The 21,167-nt window shown below is 28.0% G+C and carries 16 protein-coding genes; 9 read left to right on the forward strand and 7 right to left on the reverse strand.

Annotated features, from left to right (window positions below; translation table 11 throughout):
• The first annotated feature begins 29 nt into the window (after nucleotides 1–29).
• The 5 genes from EIH23_RS08085 (at nucleotide 30) to EIH23_RS08105 (ending at nucleotide 3,202) form a co-directional block, all read left to right on the forward strand.
• Nucleotides 30–890, forward strand: a complete 861-nt coding sequence (locus EIH23_RS08085; RefSeq protein WP_122639770.1) for a LysR family transcriptional regulator — start codon at nucleotides 30–32, stop codon at nucleotides 888–890.
• Nucleotides 891–1,023: 133 nt separating this feature from the next.
• Nucleotides 1,024–1,695 carry a Crp/Fnr family transcriptional regulator gene (locus tag EIH23_RS08090; RefSeq protein ID WP_122639772.1) on the forward strand — a complete coding sequence of 224 codons (672 nt, stop codon included), beginning with the start codon at nucleotides 1,024–1,026 and terminating at the stop codon, nucleotides 1,693–1,695.
• Nucleotides 1,696–1,707: 12 nt separating this feature from the next.
• Nucleotides 1,708–2,130: a cytidine deaminase gene (gene cdd, locus EIH23_RS08095; protein WP_122639775.1), complete on the forward strand. Its 423-nt coding sequence runs from the start codon at nucleotides 1,708–1,710 to the stop codon at nucleotides 2,128–2,130.
• Nucleotides 2,131–2,167: 37 nt separating this feature from the next.
• Nucleotides 2,168–2,737, forward strand: coding sequence for an HD domain-containing protein (locus EIH23_RS08100; protein WP_122639777.1), 570 nt, complete (start codon nucleotides 2,168–2,170; stop codon nucleotides 2,735–2,737).
• 117 nt (nucleotides 2,738–2,854) lie between these two features.
• Nucleotides 2,855–3,202 carry a DUF1540 domain-containing protein gene (locus EIH23_RS08105; RefSeq protein ID WP_122639779.1) on the forward strand — a complete coding sequence of 116 codons (348 nt, stop codon included), beginning with the start codon at nucleotides 2,855–2,857 and terminating at the stop codon, nucleotides 3,200–3,202.
• A 78-nt stretch (nucleotides 3,203–3,280) separates the two neighbouring features.
• Here the strand turns inward: EIH23_RS08105 and EIH23_RS08110 are convergent, their stop codons facing one another.
• The gene (locus EIH23_RS08110) at nucleotides 3,281–7,495 is read right to left on the reverse strand and encodes an acyl-CoA dehydratase activase-related protein (RefSeq protein WP_122639781.1); all 4,215 of its coding nucleotides are present in this window, start codon (nucleotides 7,493–7,495) and stop codon (nucleotides 3,281–3,283) included.
• A gap of 243 nt (nucleotides 7,496–7,738) precedes the next feature.
• On the opposite strand from EIH23_RS08110, the gene EIH23_RS08115 reads away from it, so the two are divergent.
• A complete protein-coding gene (locus tag EIH23_RS08115; RefSeq protein ID WP_122639783.1) occupies nucleotides 7,739–8,086 on the forward strand; it encodes a phage holin family protein in 348 nt (115 codons plus the stop codon).
• Between the two features lie 253 nt (nucleotides 8,087–8,339).
• Here the strand turns inward: EIH23_RS08115 and EIH23_RS08120 are convergent, their stop codons facing one another.
• A complete protein-coding gene (locus EIH23_RS08120) occupies nucleotides 8,340–10,103 on the reverse strand; it encodes an ABC transporter ATP-binding protein (protein WP_122639785.1) in 1,764 nt (587 codons plus the stop codon).
• The gene (locus EIH23_RS08125; RefSeq protein WP_122639787.1) at nucleotides 10,096–11,865 is read right to left on the reverse strand and encodes an ABC transporter ATP-binding protein; all 1,770 of its coding nucleotides are present in this window, start codon (nucleotides 11,863–11,865) and stop codon (nucleotides 10,096–10,098) included. Before EIH23_RS08125 ends, EIH23_RS08120 begins: the two co-directional genes overlap by 8 nt.
• 176 nt (nucleotides 11,866–12,041) lie before the next feature.
• Between EIH23_RS08125 and EIH23_RS08130 the strand changes: the two genes are divergently transcribed.
• Together EIH23_RS08130 and EIH23_RS08135 are read left to right on the forward strand one after the other, a co-directional pair.
• The gene (locus EIH23_RS08130) at nucleotides 12,042–12,719 is read left to right on the forward strand and encodes a response regulator transcription factor (protein ID WP_122639789.1); all 678 of its coding nucleotides are present in this window, start codon (nucleotides 12,042–12,044) and stop codon (nucleotides 12,717–12,719) included.
• Complete coding sequence (locus EIH23_RS08135) at nucleotides 12,709–13,752, forward strand: sensor histidine kinase (RefSeq protein WP_122639791.1); 1,044 nt, start codon at nucleotides 12,709–12,711, stop codon at nucleotides 13,750–13,752. Before EIH23_RS08130 ends, EIH23_RS08135 begins: the two co-directional genes overlap by 11 nt.
• A 53-nt stretch (nucleotides 13,753–13,805) precedes the next feature.
• Here the strand turns inward: EIH23_RS08135 and EIH23_RS08140 are convergent, their stop codons facing one another.
• The 3 genes from EIH23_RS08140 to EIH23_RS08150 all read right to left on the reverse strand — a co-directional run bounded on the left by EIH23_RS08140 (nucleotide 13,806) and on the right by EIH23_RS08150 (nucleotide 18,791).
• Complete coding sequence (locus EIH23_RS08140) at nucleotides 13,806–16,130, reverse strand: ABC transporter ATP-binding protein/permease (RefSeq protein WP_122639793.1); 2,325 nt, start codon at nucleotides 16,128–16,130, stop codon at nucleotides 13,806–13,808.
• An 83-nt stretch (nucleotides 16,131–16,213) separates the two neighbouring features.
• A complete protein-coding gene (locus EIH23_RS08145) occupies nucleotides 16,214–17,197 on the reverse strand; it encodes an aldo/keto reductase (RefSeq protein ID WP_122639795.1) in 984 nt (327 codons plus the stop codon).
• Between the two features lie 187 nt (nucleotides 17,198–17,384).
• A complete protein-coding gene (locus EIH23_RS08150) occupies nucleotides 17,385–18,791 on the reverse strand; it encodes a YfcC family protein (RefSeq protein WP_122639797.1) in 1,407 nt (468 codons plus the stop codon).
• Nucleotides 18,792–19,048: 257 nt separating this feature from the next.
• Here EIH23_RS08150 and EIH23_RS08155 point away from each other — a divergent pair, with 257 nt between their 5' ends.
• Nucleotides 19,049–19,741, forward strand: coding sequence for a YoaK family protein (locus tag EIH23_RS08155; RefSeq protein WP_122639799.1), 693 nt, complete (start codon nucleotides 19,049–19,051; stop codon nucleotides 19,739–19,741).
• A 40-nt stretch (nucleotides 19,742–19,781) separates the two neighbouring features.
• On the opposite strand, the gene EIH23_RS08160 is transcribed toward EIH23_RS08155, so the two are convergent.
• Nucleotides 19,782–21,119, reverse strand: a complete 1,338-nt coding sequence (locus tag EIH23_RS08160; RefSeq protein ID WP_122639800.1) for an aminopeptidase C — start codon at nucleotides 21,117–21,119, stop codon at nucleotides 19,782–19,784.
• Nucleotides 21,120–21,167 lie beyond the last annotated feature (48 nt).

A 21,167-nucleotide genomic window follows, 5' to 3' on the forward strand; every position in this document is an offset into this window, starting at 1 on the left:
AATAAACTTCTAGAAGGGATGAATTTAACTTGAACGAAAAAGATTACGAGATTATATTAACTTTGCACGAAACTAAAAATATAACAAAAGCTGCAAATAAGCTTTATTTAACACAACCAACTTTAACAAAAAGAATAAAAAATATAGAATCAGAACTAGGATTTGAACTTATATTGCGCTCAAAAAAAGGAGTCTTATTTACTCCTTTCGGAGAATCTATAGTACCCTATATAAAAACAATTAACTCCAGCATAAAAGATATGAAGGAGTATATATCTTCTAATAAAGGAACTATTAGTGGCAATTTAAACATAGGAGTTTCTGTAAACTATGCAAATTATAAACTTCCACCTGTTATTAGAGACTTTACTCTAAATTATCCAAATGTAAATATTAAAATGATTGTAAGTAAAAGTATAAATATATTTAACATGTTAAAAAATGACGAAATTTCTATTGCTATAGTTAGAGGCGACTTTAATTGGGATGAGGGAAAAATACCTTTAAAAGAGGAACAAGTTTACTTTGTTTACCAAAATGAATTCGATATTGATAATCTTAATTCTCTACCATATATTAATCGGCATACTGACGCTGCTTTTCAAAGTTTAATAAAGAAATGGTTTAATGAAAATAATCTGCTTATGAATTCATCTAGATTAGATATTGATAATATAGAGGTTATTTTGGAAATGTGTGAAGCTGGTATAGGTTGGAGTGTCCTTCCACAAGTTTGTTTAGATAAGTTTGAAGGCTATAAAAAGCCTTTATATTTTAATGATGGTACTCCTTTTGTAAGAAATTCTTATATTTTATATAAAAATTCTTATTATAAGTTTCCACAAGTTGAGCTATTTATTAGAACTATACTTTCTAACAAAGATAATTAAAACTTTGTTTTACCTAGTTTACTTTTGCATTCTTTGTTTTTGGACAATTGTCCCTAATTTATTGTCTATATCTTGTTTATAATAAGTTATATGATATAATTTGTTTACATTATATTTAATAAGGAGAATACATATGAACAACTTATCTTATTTTTTAGATACTTGTCCTAATTATATAAAAAATAACTTTATTAATTTAACATTTAATACTTTTGATAAGATCTTATCACAAAATGAAACTGCTAATTTTGTATATATAATAAAAAAAGGTAAGGTTAAAGTTTATTCTCTAACACCCACTGGAATTAAATATTTAGAAAACATTTATTGTGAAAATGAATTATTCGGTGAATTAGAAGTTTTTATTGATAAACCAATACTAAACTATGTAGAAGCAATTGAACCTTGTGATGTTATTAAAATACCTAAAAATTATTTTTTAGAATGGGTTAAATCTGATAGTGATTTTTCTTTATATATAAATATTCAACTTTCTCAGAGAATGTATCATACATCTATTAATAGTAAGGCAAATATTGCTTATTCTCTAAAACATAGATTACTTTTCTTTTTATGGAAGTTTTTAGATGAGTATGACTTAGATTTAGTCCATAAAGACATCTTAGTCGAAGGTGTTGGATCAAATATTAGAAGTGTTAATAGGGTTATAAAAGAGCTCATTGAGGATAATATCATCGAATATAATAAAGGGTTTATAAGAGTTAAGGATTTTGATAAGCTTGTTAATATGATTTTTCCACCTAAAAGTAATCATTCTATATTAGACAACTTTAATGAAAATTAGGAGGACAATTATATGATTAATAAAAAGCTACTAATAGAAAAAGCATTTGATGCTCAAAAGTTTTGTTATACTCCATACTCAAACTTTAATGTAGGTGCAGCTTTACTTGGGGCTAGTGGTAAAATTTATCAAGGATGTAATATTGAAAATGCAGCATTCACTCCAACAAACTGTGCTGAGAGAACTGCTTTCTTTAAAGCGATTTCTGAAGGAGAAAAAGATTTTACTGCTATAGCAGTTGTAGGTAATAAAGAAGGTGTAAAAGCTGGAGAAGGAGATTTTTGTGCTCCTTGTGCTGTATGTAGACAAGTAATGGCAGAGTTTTGTAATTTAAAAAATTTCAAAATAATTATTGCAAAAAGCACAGATGAATATTTAGAATATACATTAGAAGAACTTTTACCATTGGCATTTACTGGTAAAAACTTAGACTAAATATTTTTTAAATAAAAACCTATATGGGTAAATTTAAATGAATACATCAACATTTCTAGAAATATTAACAGTAGCAGAAAAGCTAAAATGTAATACTAGGCACTCATGGACATCTAGCGGACGCAATGAAAGTGTAGCCGAGCATAGCTGGCGTATTGCATTAATGGCATTATTAATGCGTGATGAATTTCCTAATATTGATATGGATAAGGTAATTCGTATGTGTTTAATTCATGATTTAGGTGAGGCCTTTACTGGTGATATTCCTACTTTTGAGAAAAAAGAAGAAGATAGTAAAAAAGAAGAAGAAATATTTTTTAACTGGATTGAAACCTTCCCTACTCCTTATCGTGAAGAATTCACAGAACTTTTAAAAGAAATGAATGAACGCAAAACTGATGAAGCTAAACTTTATAAAGCATTAGATAACTTGGAGGCAGTTATTCAGCATAACGAAGCGGATATTAGTACTTGGATTCCACTAGAATATGATTTGCAGTTTACTTATGGTGTAGATAAGATTGGATTTTCCCCTTATTTAAAAGAACTAAAAAAAGAAATAGACAAAAGAACTAAAGAAAAAATATCTCAAAAAAATGAATCTTAACTACTTAACATATCCTATATTTAATATTGTATTTTATATATTTTAAAAATATATAATCGAATTATATTTTACCTTTTGGAAATAATAAAATAGATATTTCTTAAGGAGGTAAATAAAATGCAAACAGAAAATTTAAAGTGTAATGCAACTGAATGTGCATATAATCAAGATCTTAAGTGTAAAGCAGGAAATATACATGTAAGTGGACTTGGTGCTGTATCAGTTGAAGGAACTACTTGTTTAACTTTTGCAGAAATTTTAGAAAATGATAATGGAGCATTTTATAATAAAGCTAATGGTACTTTTGTAAATAGTTCAAGTAACTCAATTACAAAACCAAGTGATATAAAATGTGAAGCTCATAATTGTATATATAACGAAAATAAAAACTGTCATGCAAAAAGTGTTCAAATAGATAAAAACAATACATACTGTGACACTTTTAATTATAAAAAACATATTTAACATTATAAAAACACATTAATGTATCTGAGCTTACGATACATGATAAAGTCCAGCAAATAATTTGCTGGACTTTTCTCATTATATTCTATTAAATGCACTTGCAAGCATAAGTTTAATTCTATTTATTTGGTTAACTTCACTTGATCCTGGATCATATTCAATAGGTACAATATTTAGTCCCTTACAATGCTTCTTTAGTGCTTTAATAGCACCTCTAGTATTAGCGTGAGCTGGTAAACATCCAAATGGTTGCATACATACTATATTTTTTACATCCCAATGGGTAAGCTCCATTATTTCTCCTGCTAACTTCCAACCTTCACCTGATTGATTCCCTAGTGATACTATCTTTCTAGCATTTTTAGCTGTATCTTCTATTCTCTCAGATACATAGAATAATTTGCTATTTTTTAAAGCATCTATATATATTTTTTGGTATTGTTCAATAAATTTAATAGTAAACCTCCCTTTTAAACTACCAATTAAGCTACCTTCTAAGTTTTTATAGTTATATATATTATTATAAGCTGGTGCTAAAAACATGGATAATAAATCATTGGAAACAACTTCTACTCCTTCACTTTCTAGCATATCAACTATATTATTATTGGCTATTGGGCTTAACTTAACCAAAGATTCTCCAACTATACCTACCTTAGGCTTTTCTATATCTACTTTAGGTAAATTTTCAAAGTCTTTAATCATATAATGTATAACTTGTTTATATATCTCTTTGTTCATACCTTTAAATGATTCTTGACAAATCTTTAACCATTTTTCATAAAGTTTATTTGCACTTCCTTTTACTTTCTCATAAGGACGAACTCTATAAAGTACTTTAGTTAATAAGTCACCATATATCATACCTATTATAGCATTTTTAAGAATTTCGAAATTTAGGCCTTCAAGAGCATTTTCTTTTTTAACACCAGCTAGGCTAAGTGATAATACCGGTACATCTTCAATTCCTGCATCTTTTAATCCTTTTTCTAATAACTTTACATAATTTGTAAATCTACATTGGCCTTCTGTTTGTGCAAGTAATATTGAAGTATTACTTAAATCGTATTTACCCGATTTTAAAGCATCTATGATTTGACCTATAACCACTACAGCTGGATAGCATATATCATTATTTAAATACTTTAAACCTTCATTTACTACATTCTCACTATTCTTTAAAAGAACTACATCATAACCATTTTGTCTAAGCATTGCATGTATTACTTCAAAGTGTATAGGTGAAAATTCTGGTACAATAAGAGTTTTATTTTTACCTGGATTTATAAATGGTTTAACTTCTGGTAATTGTTTTATTTCTCTTACTACATTATTTAATTCTCTTTCATCAATTGCTGCCTTTAGGGATCTAAGTCTTATCCTTGCCGCCCCTAAATTACTTCCTTCATCTATTTTTATATTCGTATAAATCTTAGAATGAACATCGAGTATTTCTTGTACCTGATCTACTGTTATAGAATCTAGACCACATCCAAATGAAGTAAGCTGTACTAATTCAATATCATCTCTATTTGCAATATAAGTAGATGATGCATATAATCTCGAATGATATGCCCATTGATCTACTACATTAAGTGGTCTTACTACATTTCCTAAGTATGCTAAAGAGTCTTCTGTAAATACAGCTAGACCTAAGCTATTTATAAGTTTTGGTATACCATGGTTTATTTCTGGATCTATATGATATGGTCTACCACCTAATAGTATTCCTTTTGTATTATTTTCACTTATATATTTAAGTGTTTCTGAACCTTTTTTTCTTATATCTTCCTTAAAACGATCTTGCTCTTCATAGGCCTTATCTACACTTTTACTTATTTCTGATTTTGTAACATTAAATTTCTTTAATTCTTCTACTAGTCTTTTCTTAAGCTTTTTCTTATCTCTAATCGGTAAGAATGGACTCATAAAGTTTATATTTTTTTCACTTATAGTCTCCATATTATTTTTTATAACTTCTGCATAAGAAGTAACTACTGGACAGTTAAAGCAATTATCTGCATTCTCTTGTTCCTTAACTTCATGGATTATACATGGATAAAATATATCTTTTACTCCTTTTTCTATTAAATCTTCTACGTGACCATGTACCATTTTAGCTGGATAGCATGCAGTTTCTGATACTATAGATTCTAATCCTTTTTCATAAATATTTTTAGAAGATTCACTTGATAATTCTACTCTAAATCCTAATTCTGTGAATATTGTAAACCAAAATGGATAATTTTCATACATATTTAGTACTCTAGGAATTCCTATTGTTCCTCTTTTAGCTTTATCTTTGTCTAATGGCTTATATGAAAATACTCTATCATATTTATATTGATATAAGTTTGGTAAATTATCATTTTTATTAGCCGTAGCCAATGGTTCATCACATCTATTACCTGATAAAAATTTTTTATTATTTCCAAATCTATTTACCGTTAATAAGCAGTTATTCGAACATTTACCACATCTTACAGTGTTATTTTTTATTTCTAAGTTATCTACTTCTTTAAGAGTTGCTAAAGTAGTTTTATGATCTTTAGTAAATCTTTCTTTAGCGAGTATTGCTGCTCCAAAAGCTCCCATAAGCCCCGATATATTAGGTCTTATAACTTCTCTACTTGATAAAAGCTCAAAACTTCTAAGTACTGCTTCATTATAGAAAGTTCCACCTTGAACTACTATGTTTTCACCTAAATCATCTGGATTTCTCAATTTTATAACCTTGTATAAAGTATTTTTAACTACTGAATAAGCAAGCCCTGCTGATATATCTTCTACTGTAAAACCTTCTTTTTGAGCTTGTTTTACTTTAGAATTCATAAATACAGTACATTTTGAACCTAAATCGACTGGAGACTTAGCAAATAATGCTTTATTGGCAAAATCTTGTATATCAAGTCCTAGTGATTTGGCAAAAGCTTGTAAAAATGAACCACATCCTGCTGAACAGGCTTCATTTAAAGTTATACTTGATATAGTTCCTTTACTTATTCTTAAGCACTTCATGTCTTGTCCACCTATATCTAGTATAAAATCTACATCTTCACAGAAAAATTTAGATGCCTTATAATGTGCAACAGTTTCTATTTCTCCTACATCTATTCCAAATGCTTCTTTCAATAAAGCTTCTCCATATCCTGTAACACCAGAATTTACAATATTAGCTTCTTTAGGAAGATTTGTATATATCTCTTTTAATATTCCAATAGTGGAATTTACTGGATTTCCTTTATTACTAGCATAATAAGAGTAAAGTATATCTCCATTTTCATTTATTAAAACTGCTTTAGTAGTTGTACTACCTGCATCTATTCCAAGATAACAATTTCCTTTAGCTTCTTTTATAGATAAATGATTGACTTTGTTTTTGTTATGTCTTTCTTTAAAAACATTATACTCTTTTTCATTTTTAAATAATGGTTCTAAGCTATCTGTTTTTTCTTCACAATTACATGCTATAGATTCTAATTTATTTAAAATTGTATTATAGTCAGTTATATTTCTTTTTTCACATGATAAAGCTGCTCCCCATGCTATATATAGTTCTGAATCGTCAGGGAAAATTATATCTTTATCTTCTAGTTCTAAAACATCTATAAATCGTTTTCTTAATTCTGATAAAAATGTTAGGGGTCCACCCAAGAAAGCTACCTTTCCTTTTATTGGTCTACCACAAGCAAGTACACTTATTGTCTGAACCACTACTGCATGAAAAATAGATATTGCTATATCTTCTCTTCTTGCACCTTCATTTATTAAAGGTTGAACATCTGTCTTAGCAAAAACGCCACATCTAGCTGCTATTTGATATATATGAGAATAGTTTTTAGCTAACTCATTTAATCCACTTGCATCTGTATTTAAAAGAGCAGCCATTTGATCTATAAATGCTCCTGTACCACCTGCACAAGTACCATTCATTCTTTGTTCTACTCCACCTTGTAGATAAGTAATTTTTGCATCTTCTCCACCTAGTTCTATTACTACATCTGTATCTGGATTATTTACTTGTATAGCTTTAGTACTTGCTATTACTTCTTGTACAAAATCTATATCTAAGTCATTAGCTAAACTCATACCACCAGAACCTGCTATAGAAAATATTAATTTACTGTCCTTTATATATTCTTTAGAATCATTTAAGCATTTCATAAATGCATTTCTTATATCCGCTAAATGTCTTCTATATGTTTTATATATAATATTATCTTTTGCATCTATAACTACCATTTTTATAGTTGTAGAACCTATATCAATTCCTATCCTTAATAATTTACTCATTCTTCCTCCTTAAGATATGCTTGATGTCTGTATACTACAATAATTAAGTATATCAAATTTCTACTTATTTTTCATATTAAAATCTTAAAATTTGTTATAAAAAGTTAGATTTTTAGATTTTAAATTTTGTAAATAAAAGTATATTAACATAATAAAATATAGTATATTAGTTATACTTACTTTAGGTAGTATAGAAATGAGTAAAATTTATAATAATTAAAATTAAAAAAGGAGTTGAATTCTATGAAAAGATTTTCTTTATTTATTGTTATTAACGCTATTTCATTGTTTATAGTATCTAATTTAATGAGTAGCGTATATATTGGTTCTTTAAAAGCTTTATTAATATTAACTTTAATATTTGGATTATTGAATACATTTTTAAAACCAATATTACAACTTTTATCTTTACCTATTACTTTCTTAAGTTTAGGTCTATTTTCATTTGTAATAAACGGTATTGTATTAAAGTTAGCTTTTTCTATAGTTAATGGAGCTCATCTATATGGACTTTTTAACGCCATCATAGCTTCTATACTTTTATCTATTGCCAATACCATATTTTATAATGTACTAGATTCAGATAGATAAATATTTAATGATAATTTATAAATAATGATTTTAGAAAATATAAAATGCTTATATTTAAAATATTACATACGTATCATATTTTAAATATAAGCATGATTTCTATACACAATTATTGTATATTATAAAGTAAACTGTAGTAATTTGCACACTTTTATTAATAATATAAATTTTAATTGCATTATAAATTTATATTCATGTAATTAGAATAATATATACTTTCCTTATAAAAAGGTAGTAATATATTTATTTTTTATTAACCTGCCTTCTCAAATTGACTATTATATAATTCTGCATAAAATCCTTTAGCTTCTAATAATTCATGGTGATTTCCACTTTCAATTATATCTCCATCTTTCATAACTAATATCACATCAGCATTTTTGATAGTTGATAATCTATGAGCTATAACAAAAGAAGTTTTACCTACTGTTAATTTATCCATAGCTTCTTGAATTAAAACTTCAGTACGAGTATCTACTGAACTTGTTGCTTCATCTAATATTAATAAAGGTGCATTTTTTACCATTGCCCTCGCTATAGTAATTAGCTGCTTTTGTCCATCTGATAAATTTGTGCTATCATCTAATACAGTATCATATCCATGAGGCAATGTTCTTATAAAGTGGTCAATTCCAACAGCTTTACAAGCAGATACTATAACAGATTCAGAAACATCTTTTTTATTGTAAACTATATTATCTCTAATAGTTCCTTCAAATAACCAAGTATCTTGAAGTACCATGCAGAATAAATCATAAACTTTCTCTCTACTTAATTCTTGAATAGGGACTCCATCTATTTTAATTAGTCCACTACTTACATCATAGAACTTCATAAGCAAGTTTACTAAAGTAGTTTTTCCTGCTCCAGTAGGACCTACTATGGCAACCTTTTGCCCAGATTTTATATCCACTGAAAAATCTTTTATTATTAATTTATCTTCGTTATATCCAAATTTAACATCTTCAAAACTAACATTACCTTCTATATTTTCAATATAAATGTTTTTGTCACTTTCATTAATCATTTCTTCTTCATCTAAAAACTCAAATACACGTTTGCATGCTGCTGTATTAGATTGTAAGCTGGTAGCAACTTGTGCAAGCTGACCAAGTGGTTGTGTAAAGTATCTAATATACATCATAAATGCTACTATTACACCAAAAGTTATTTTATTATTAAAAGCAAGCATGGCTCCAACTATACACACTGCTACATATCCAAAGTTACCTATAAATGTCATTAAAGGCATCATAAGACCTGATATAAACTGTGCCTTCCATCCACTTTCACGAAGCTTATTATTTAAATCTTTAAATTCTTTATTTGTTTTTTCTTGAGCATTATACACTTTAATTACACTATGACCTGTATATGCTTCTTCTACATGACCATTTACCTCACCAATAAGACGCTGTTGATTTTCAAAATGTTTTTGAGATTTTGAGATTATCATCATCATTAGTGCAAATCCAAAAGCAGTAGATAGTATTGCTGTAATTGTTAAAGTTACATCTGTAACAAACATCATATATAAAGAACCTATAAGTAAAGATATACCACTAACTAAAGTTCCCATACTTTGATTTAATGTTTGACCTATTGTATCTACATCATTAGTCACACGACTTAAAACTTCACCAACAGTAGTTTTATCATAGTACTTTAGTGGTAATCTATTTATCTTATCGCTTATGTCACTTCTTAACTTTTTAGTTGTTTTTTGAGTTACTGTTGCCATTATAAATCCTTGTAAGTAAGATAATGTAATACTAATCGCATATAGTATAACTAAGAACATACCTATCTCATTTATTCTATTTATATTAATTCCCGTCATTATACCATTTGTGATTATATCAGTTACTTCACTTAGTTTATTGGGACTTATAACTGTGATTATAGATCCTCCTATTGCAAATATTAATGCAAAAACTAATGCTGTTGTATATTTTTTCATATATCTCATAAGGTTTAATAAACCACCTTCTGATCTTAATTTATTCTTACTACGCATTTACTAACTCCTCCTTTGAAAGTTGAGAATATGCTATTTCTTGATAAACTTTACATGTTTTCATAAGATAATTATGTGTTCCAATACCCACTATTTTACCTTCATCTAGAACTATTATCTTATCTGCATCAATTATAGTTCCTATACGTTGAGCTACTATTAAGTTTGTAGCTCCTTTTATTTCTGATTTTAATACTGAGCGTAGTTTTCTATCTGTTTTATAATCAAGTGCTGAGAAAGAATCATCAAATATATAAATTTCTGGCCTTCTACAGATTGCTCTTGCTATTGATAATCTTTGTTTTTGTCCTCCAGATACGTTCTTTCCTCCTTGAGAAATAGATGCACTATAAGTATTAGTCATCTTCTCAACAAACTCTGTTCCTTGAGCTATTTTTACTGCTTTTTTCACATCATTCTCAGAATAAATATCCTTACCATTATCACCATAAGCAACATTTGACATTATACTTCCAGTAAATAAAACTGCTTTTTGATGAACATACCCTAATATGTTATTAAGGGATTTTTGTTTATAATCTTTTACATTAACTCCATTTACTAAAACTTCACCTTCACTGACATCATAAAATCTTGGTATTAAGTTTATTAATGAAGTTTTACCGCTGCCTGTTGAACCAATTATCGCAACAGTTTCACCTTTATTAACTTTAAAGTTTATATCTTGTAGTACATATTCAGACTCTTCAGAATCAGGGTATTTAAAGCTAACATTTTTAAATTCTATCTCACCAGTCTTTGAAATATTTTTAATATCTTTGTTTCCATCTATTATACTTTCTCTTGTATTTAAAACCTCTAATATACGCTTAGATGATACAGAAGCTCTTGGTAGCATTATAAATATCATAGTTAGCATCATGAATGCCATTATTACTTGCATTGAATAAGATGAAAATACTATCATATCACTGAGCAAGCCCATTTTATCCATCATATTAGCACCATCTATTAAGTACGCGCCTATCCAATATATAGCTAGTGACAAACCATTCATTACAAGCATCATTCCTGGTTGCATTATTGACATAACTCTATTTATAACTAAGTTATTATTTGTTAAATCATTATTTACTTTTTCAAATTTTTCGCTTTGATATCCTTCGGCATTATATGCACGCACTACTCTAATTCCAGTTAAGTTTTCTCTAGTAACTAAGTTAAGTCTATCCGTTAATTTTTGTATCTTTTTAAATTTAGGTAATGCAAAAATCATTATTATTAATATAATAAATAATAATACTAATAATGCCCCACCAGTAGCGGCAGTCCATTCCCATCCTTTACCTAATATTTTGCATACTGCCCAAATTGCTGTTATTGGAGCCTTTATTATTAATTGAAGACCCATAGCTCCTATATTTTGAATTTGAGTTATATCATTAGTTGAACGTGTTATTAAACTTGATGTAGAAAACTTATTTATTTCTGCTAATGAAAATCCTTCAATCTTATCATATAACTTAGAGCGAAGAGTCCATGATAAGTTTGTAGCAATCTTTGCTGCAAAGTATCCTACTATAAATGATGCTACTAAACTCCCAAGAGCACATAGTAACATATATCCCCCAGAACTTAATATTTCACTTATCTCACTATTTGGTGTCTGAACTAACATTGTTATTTCAGACATATAATCTGGCAGTTTTAAATCTAAGTATACTTGTAAAACCACAAATATAAAGCTACATAATATAAACGACCAGTCTTTTCTTGTTAAATACTTTAATATTTTTAACATTATTTTTATTCCTTTCTTAATTAAATCAGTAAATATTATATTAGCTATTTTATGATACAAAAATTAACTAAAGATTAATTGAAGATGAACTAAAAATGAACTTTTTTATTTCATATTTATATATATTGACTACTAAACATAATCTAATATAATTAAAATTACAAAGGAGTGATATCATGATTAATATTTTATTAGTTGAAGATGATGAAAAATTAAATAAATTATTTTATACCATTCTTTCTAAGCAAGGATTTAATATGTATAGTGCTCATAATGGTATTGAAGCTTTTAATATCTTAGAAAATAACCATGTTGATTTAATTATTTCCGATATAATGATGCCTAAAATGGATGGATATCAATTCACAGATTCAGTTAGAAAAGTAAATTCTGAAATTCCGATTCTAATGATTACTGCAAAAGATGATTTTCATTCAAAACAAAAAAGCTTCTTAATTGGTATAGATGACTATATGGTAAAGCCTATTGATGTTAATGAAATGATACTTAGAGTTAATGCCCTTCTAAGAAGAAGTAAAATCGTCCAAGATAAAAAACAAGTTGCAGGAAAAACAGTTTTAGACTATGACTCTTTATCTGTAACTAGGGATGGCGAAACTATAGTTTTAACTCAAAAAGAGTTTTATCTATTATATAAACTTTTATCTTATCCTAATAAGGTATTTACTAGAAATCAACTTATGGATGAAATTTGGGGATTAGATAGCCCTTCTGATGTACAAACTATAGATGTTCATATAAACAGACTTAGAAGACGTTTTGAGAATAATCCTGACTTTAAAATTATTACAGTAAGAGGATTAGGGTATAAGGTGACAAAAAATGAGATTTAGAAAACCATCACATATATGGATTCCATTTTTAATGAATATATTTCTAACTTCGTCTATTATTTTACTTGTAGTTAGTTTAGGTTTTTCTATAGGAACAAAATTAGACGTGGCTAATAATGAAAATTTAAGTACTTTTTGGGGTATAAGTCTATTTATATTAATAAACATAGCTCTAGCTTCTACATTTACATTAATTATAGGTGTATTAACTAATAATTTTATGAAGCCAGTAAATAAGTTGATTGAAGCTACAAATGAGGTTGCAAAAGGTGACTTTTCTATAAGACTCGATGAGAATACTCATCCACCTGACATTCATAATATGAATGCATCTTTTAATAAAATGGTTAAGGAATTAAGTAGTATTGAAACATTAAGAAATGACTTTATCATAAATGTTTCTCATGAATTTAAAACACCTATAGCAGCTATTGAAGGCTATGCAACATTATTACAAGATAATAGTTTAACAGAAGAGGAAAGAATGGAATACACTAAAATTATTTTAGATAGTTCTAGACAGATATCATCTCTTTCTGGAAATATTCTTAAACTATCTAAACTAGAAACTCAAGAAATTATACCTGATAAAAAATATTTTTCTTTAGATGAACAGCTTAGACAATCTCTATTATTACTTGAAACTCAATGGTCTAAAAAAAATATAGACATTGATATGGATCTAAAAAGTATCAATTACTATGGAAGTGAAGATTTACTAATGCAAGTCTGGTTAAATATATTTAGCAATGCTATTAAATTTACTCCAAATGATGGACTGATTGTAACTAGATTAAAAACTACATCTAAAGGTATCTGTGTTACTATAAGTGACAACGGTATTGGAATGAGTAAGGAAGTTCAAGATAGAATTTTTGATAAGTTTTATCAAGGTGACAACTCTCGAAATTTACAAGGTAATGGCCTTGGAATGACTTTAGTAAAAAAAATTCTAGATTTATGTAAATGTGAAATTACTATTCAAAGTAATATAAATAAAGGAACAACATTCAATGTATATCTTCCAATTTAGGAAAATTAAAAATAGAGGTACTATCTTTATCGATAGTACCTCTATTTTTAATTTTAGCTCCTTAAAGATTCCACTGGATCTTTTTTAGCTGCAAATTTTGCTGGTATCCATCCACCAATCATAGTAAGTACTACACTTATTACTAGTAATGAAACAGCATGTACTGGATTTAAATTAGCAACATTTTCTAAATCAGTCATTTGGTAAAGAATATTGTTTATTGGGAATGTTAATGCCCATGCTAAGAATATTCCTAATAATCCCGAACAAGAACCTATTATAAATGTTTCTGCATTAAATACTCTTGTTATATCTTTCTTTCTTGCACCTAAAGCTCTAAGTATACCTATTTCTTTTGTTCTTTCTAATACTGATATATATGTGATTATACCAACCATTATTAATGAAACAACTAATGATATAGATGCAAAAGCTACTAATACAATTGTTATTCCATCCATTATACCACCCGTCATATCAGACATAGCTTGAGCTAGGTCAGTATATACAATCTCATCATCTGCTGATTTTACTTTATCATTGTAAGCATCTAAATAATCTACAACTTGATCTTTTGCATCAAAGTTCTTTGGATAAATCATAATAGCATAAGGAGTAGAATCCCCACCTAAGTAAGATATTAGAGACGATTTATTTTCTTCATCTACTGCCTCTCTAGTAAGAACATTGAAGTCAGCATCTTTTTGTGCTTTTACTATCTCTGAATCTAGTGCATTATCTACTACTAATTCTGTAAGCTTATCACTATATGCTATTCCATTAGCTAACATACCAACTCCACTATTAGCATTTTCACGAACTATAGCTTTTATTGTTAAAGTTATACTATTATCACTATTATAAGCTTTTTCTAAATCAGTTGTAGGCATAAATGTTCCAAAAGAAGTTTCTTCATAGTAGTCATTATTATCTATAAGCTTAAATTCCATTCCAACTAAATCATCAAAATCTATACTATCTAAGTCTTCTATATCTAACCCAATAGATTTTATAGTATTTTTATCTATTCTATTTTTAAAATCTACTACAAGAACTAAGTCAGTATCCTTAGTTGGGTATTCTCCAGCTAATACATCATAATTCTTTTCTATGTAAGAACCTTCATTATCATTTATCATTTCTGGATAAGATGATATATAAGTTGATGGCATAGGTGAATTATTACTTTGATTTGTAAATGATGATACTTTATAATTATCATCTATTTTACTTATAAGATTCATATTTGCTATTCTTGTATAACCAATACTAGAACAAATATCTTTATTTATATTATTTAAATAGTTTAAAAAGTCATCACTAAAATTATTTTTATGAGTTTTTATAGTATCACTTTGGTCATATAAAAATACCTCATTACTATCAACATATTCTTTTTTACCTGCAGCATTACTTGCCATTTCATTATGCATAGCTTCCATATCTACTTCTTGAGAAGTTTGAGATATTGTTATAGGATATTCTGCTAAAGTATCAGATTGAACTTCTTCTATTTTTGTGTTAAAACCTGAAGATAAACTAAGTATTACCGCTATTCCTATTATACCTATACTCGATGCAAAAGCTGTTAAAAATGTTCTTCCTTTTTTAGTTTTAATATTAGTAAAAGATAACTTTAAGGCTGTTAAAAAACTCATACTTGTTTTCTTTAATGAATAAGCTCCATCACGTATTCCTTCATTTAACTTATTTGAGTCTGATACTATATTTCCATCTTTAAACTCTATAATTCTATCTGCATAATTATGAGCTAACTCTGGATTGTGAGTAACCATTATTACTAACTTATCTTTTGCTATATCTTTTATTAATTCCATAATTTGTACACTAGTTTTAGTATCAAGTGCACCTGTAGGTTCATCCGCTAAAATTATATCTGGGTCATTTGCTAATGCTCTAGCTATAGCAACTCTTTGCATCTGCCCACCAGATAGTTGATTTGGTCTTTTATGAACATGATCTTTTAATCCAACTCGTTCAAGAGCCTCTAGTGCCTTTTCTCTTTTTACTTTCTGAGATACACCACTTAGAGTCATCCCCATCTCTACGTTTGAAATTATGTCTAAGTGGTTTATTAAATTGTAGCTTTGAAAAATGAATCCTATAGAGTTATTTCTATAAGCATCCCAATCTGTATCTTTGAATTCCTTTGTGGATTTTCCATTTATAATAAGATCTCCACTATCGTATTTGTCAAGTCCACCTATAACGTTTAAACATGTTGTTTTTCCAGAACCACTTGGACCTAATATGGCAACAAATTCATTTTTTCTAAAATTTACTGACACACTATCTAGTGCTATTTGTGTAAAGTCCCCAGTGGTATAGCTTTTTCTTATGTTTTTTAATGTAAGCATATTTTCTCCTCCTGTAAATTATGATATAATACTACATCTTAAACATGAACTTAACATTAACTTTAAAAAAATAATTTAAAATATTACTTTTGAGCCATAATTCCAACTAATTTATGAGGTATATATGGTTCTTCTAAATATTCTATTTCCTCATCTGTTAGTTTTACATCAATAGCCTTAATTGCTTCTTCAATATGAGAAAGTTTGGTTGCTCCAACTACTGGCGATGTTGTCTTTGATAATAACCAACCTAGAGCTACTTGTATTCTTGTCATATTTCTTTTCTGTGCTATTTCTGCAACACGGTCTATTATTATTCTATCTTGATTTACAGTTAAGTCATATTTACTCTTAGCAAATGAATCTTCTTCTAATCTTTTAGTTATTTGTGATATATCTCTAACTAATCTACCTGATGCAAGTGAGCTATAAGGTGTCATAGCAATATTACTTTCCTTGCAACAAGTTACCATTTCTCTTTCTTCTTCTCTAAATAATAAATTATAATGATTTTGAACTGATATAAACTTACTCCATCCATTTTTATCCGCTATGCTATTTGCCTTTTCTAATTGCCATGCAAAGCAATTTGAAATACCAATATAACGTATTTTCCCTGCTAGGACTTGTTCATTTAAAGCTTTCATTATTTCTTCAATTTGTGTGTTATAATCCCACATATGATATATATATAAGTCTATGTAATCAGTTTCAAGGTTAGATAAGCTTTGATTAAGCATATTATTAATATGTTCTTTTGCACTAACATTAGAGTCTATTTCTGTTTGACTTCTTATTGGAAATTTTGTAGCTATAATAACATCTTCACGATTAGCTAAATCCTTTAATGCACGACCAAGATATATCTCACTCGTACCATTTTGATATCCTATTGCTGTATCAAAAAAATTAATACCTACATCAAGAGCTTTCTTTATAATCTCTTTAGATTTTTCTTCACTAAGTGTCCATGAGTGCATACCTTGACTTGCATCCCCAAATCCCATGCAACCTAAACATATTCTTGAAACCTCTAAGTCTGAATTTCCTAATTTTGTATATTTCATAAATACCCCCTATAATTTGCTTCCTTTCTTAATATACTAATACTTAGAGTTAACTCTAAGTCAATACAAAATTAAATTTTTAACCTTCTATTCCTATTAATTACTTACATACAATTAAAAATTTTTTCATTAATAAAAAATAACCTAAAATTATGTTAAGTACATAACTTTAGGTTATTTAAAGTTATTATAAAAGCATCATTGCTATTGATAATATAATTGCTGATGCTATAAATATTGTTATTATAACTTTAGTAACAAATTTTACCCAAGTTGCATAATCTACTTTTGCAATTGCAAGTGTTCCCATTATAACCCCACTCGTTGGTGTTACAAGGTTTACTATACCACTACCTGCACTGAATATTGATATAACTACTTCTGCTGGAAACCCTAAGCTAACTGCTAATGGTCCAAATATTGGCATTGATAATCCTGCTAAACCAGAAGTAGATGGTATAAAGAACGATAAAACTATATAAATTAATAAAGCAACTATTGTAAATATTATAGGTGACATTCCTCTTAGTACTGAAGATGCAGAGTTTAAAACATAGTTATCTAATCCTGTTGAACTCATTATTACAGATATTCCTTTTGATACACCTATAACTAATGATACACCTACCATATCTGCTGCACCATCTATAAAAGCCACAACTATTTCTGTTTCTTTCATTCTATAAACTAATCCTATGATAACTGACATAATTACAAACCACATACCTAAATCAGAAAACCACCAATTACCAAGTGAAGAACCTGTCAAAAATGAAGTATTATTAAAAATTGTTATACCAAATTTCTCCCAAGGTATTATCCCTGCTACCATTATTAAGAATGTAAATCCAAATAATGCAAGAACTACTTTTCTTTTAGAAGTAAATTCTATTACATCATCACTTGATTTATCTCCTATAAATGCTTCTTTTGCACGATGGAATTCATCATCTGTTAATAATGTAGCACTTTTATCTTTTTGAACTTTTTTAGCATAGCTCATGACAAAGTATATTGAGATAAGTAGTGATACTAACCATAATGCTATTGCTGTACCTATTACTATCACTTGGTTAGCATCTATTCCTACACCATTTAGAGCTCCTATTGCTGTCGAAACTAAAAATGGATTAACAGTTGAACCTAAAACACCACAACCTGCGCCTAAAATTAATGTCGCCACTGATACTAAAGGGTCAAATCCTGCAACTATCATTGTAGTTGTAACAAGAGCTGTAAATGCTATTGTTTCTTCTGCCATACCAAAACTAGTTCCACCTAAAGAGAATAGGAACATTAGTACCGGTATTAGTATTAATTCTTTTCCTTTTAACTTGCTAACAACTGAACCTATTCCCGCATCTAAAGCACCAGTTTTTGTTGTTACACCTAAGAATCCGCCAATTAATAAAACAAATATAGCTATATCAATTGCTTCTAATAGACCATTTATAGGAGCCATAACAAAATCAGATAATTTTGCACCTCTAACTCCTGGTATAAAGTTAGTTACTATAGCTATAATAGTGGTTATAGCTAATAAAACAGTATACGCACTTGGTAGTTTAAATACCTTTTTGTCATTTGTAGTCATTTTTATTTCTCCTTTAATTCCTATTACTTTTATTAATTTCCCCATAAATTAATTTTTTATATATTAATATTTTCAATTTATAATCATGTTATTTATGTATACTTTATTTAAAAATCTTTAGCGTTAATTATAAGGATAACTTAGATAAAAAATTAATTCTAACATATACACGTATATGAGAATATTATTTAACATACTATAATCAAAAGTAAAATCTAACTATCACAAATGTTAGAATATAAAAGAGGTAAAATTATATGAATAGAAAACAAGATAATAATGATAAAAAAATACCTCCTTGGGAAAATCCAATATTCTTAATTATAATGACTATTATCGGAGGATTTATGAATGCTTACACTTACATTACAAGAAATGAAATACTAGCAAATATGCATACTGCTAATATGTCTAAATTAGGGATTAATATTGCTCTTGGAAATTGGAAAAATGCGCTTAACTTCTTTATTCCTATTATAGCTTGTGTATTAGGTGCTGCATTTTCTGAATATGTTGCATATTTAATAAAAAAAAGTAAGTATAAAGGAAATTGGAGAAAAATAGCTTTACTTATAGAGTCAATAGGGTTGTTTAGTATTGGCTTTATACCTTTATCTGTATTAGATTTTATAGTTACGAACTTAGTATCTTTTTGGATGGGATATCAATTATGCCTGTTTAAAAAGTGTCTAGGTGTTGGGTACAGTACAACTATATGTACAGGAAATATTAGAACTATAGGACAGTTTTTATACGATGCATTAGAAGAAGAGAATAAATTTTATACAATAAAGCTAATTACATTCACTGTACTTACATTTTCATTTGCTCTAGGAGCTGCTTTAGGTACTTTAATTTCGATTTCTATAAGTGTTAAGTCTGTATGGATTCCTAGTATCATATTATTATCTCAAATGATATGGATACATACATATGATATTATTAAATAAAAAAGCAATAGTTAGTTGCTATTGCTTTTTTATTTAAGGTTTATGCTAATGAACCCATAGGATCCCATGGTTGTAAAACAATCGGATCTGATTCGTATTGATCTATTAATTCTTTTGTTAAATATTTCTTATTTATTACAATTTGGTATACATATTCAGAAAACCACTTATCAGACATTATATAAAATCCTTTATTCCCACTATCGTTTCCCCAACTATTCTCTACCTTCCATTTAATAGGTTCATCATATCTCTCTAAGTCTACTCCAGTAAATACCATAGCATGAGTCATAAGGCTCTCACCATAATCAAGTCTTTCTGCTTTATTCATAGCAAACTCAGTTTTAAATAATTTATTAGCTTGAACTCCATCAATATCCATAGATCCATATTCTTTATCAAGAAATTGACCTACATCACATCCAAACCAGACCACATTTCCATCTTTTAACTGATTAATTGCTAATTTCTTTAGGTCTTGAACTGGAAGATTTAAATGTCTTATAATATTTCCTTCTTTTACATTACCAAGGAATTTTATAGTATAACTATGATTAAATGGTTTGTCATTTGTAGGTGCATTAATAATACTTACATAATCATCTAAATTCCAATCTACATAATCTTCAAAGAATTGATTTGGTGTAATATTCTTAATTCTAATAAAAGTGTTCTCTTTATCTTTAACTTCCCAAGTAAATTTCTTTGGAGGCTTTCCTATAGATATACAAAGCATACGATATATTGTAGCCATCATATCTTTTTTCTTAGCTCGAAGTTCCTCTATACTTTCACCTAAATTATAAGATTTTCTTATTTGACATGCAAATTCTCTTAATTTTTTTGTAAGCCATGGATTAATTTCATCTGTAGAAGTTGATACAAAAGTATCTGGCATTACATCCTTTGGAACAACACCATACTTTCTAACTAGATTTGCTAACATATCCCACTGACCACCATCATTAAGAGGTGCTGATAATAAAAAACTAATTAATCTGCTATCTGTAGGCTCTCTTAATGTTTCTAGAATACTTTCTAAGAAATAATTAGATTTTTCTAGTTTATCATAGAATAATATATAACTTTGAGAAAGTTCCATATTATCTAAGTTAAGATTCTTCATAACATCCAATCTCATAGTATTTAATGCCGCAAATACCCAGCATAGTCCAGCCCTTTTTTGATTTGTTATTTCTCCAGATTCTATATCAATGGAAAATGTATATTGCATTCTACGCTTAAGATCATAATCTCTTATAGCCGCACTTACACCTGATTTATTTACCATGTTCATAGCTATAATATTTTGTGTTTCTTTGTCAAACATATATTCAAGTTCATCTAGAATTTTTGTATTTATTGATTTAAAAGTCATAATCCACCTCTATTTTATTAATCATGTTTAGGTATATATCCTTTTAAA

Origin of the sequence: Romboutsia sp. Marseille-P6047 (assembly GCF_900604535.1) — a bacterium.
Taxonomy (GTDB): Bacteria; Bacillota; Clostridia; order Peptostreptococcales; family Peptostreptococcaceae; genus Romboutsia_E.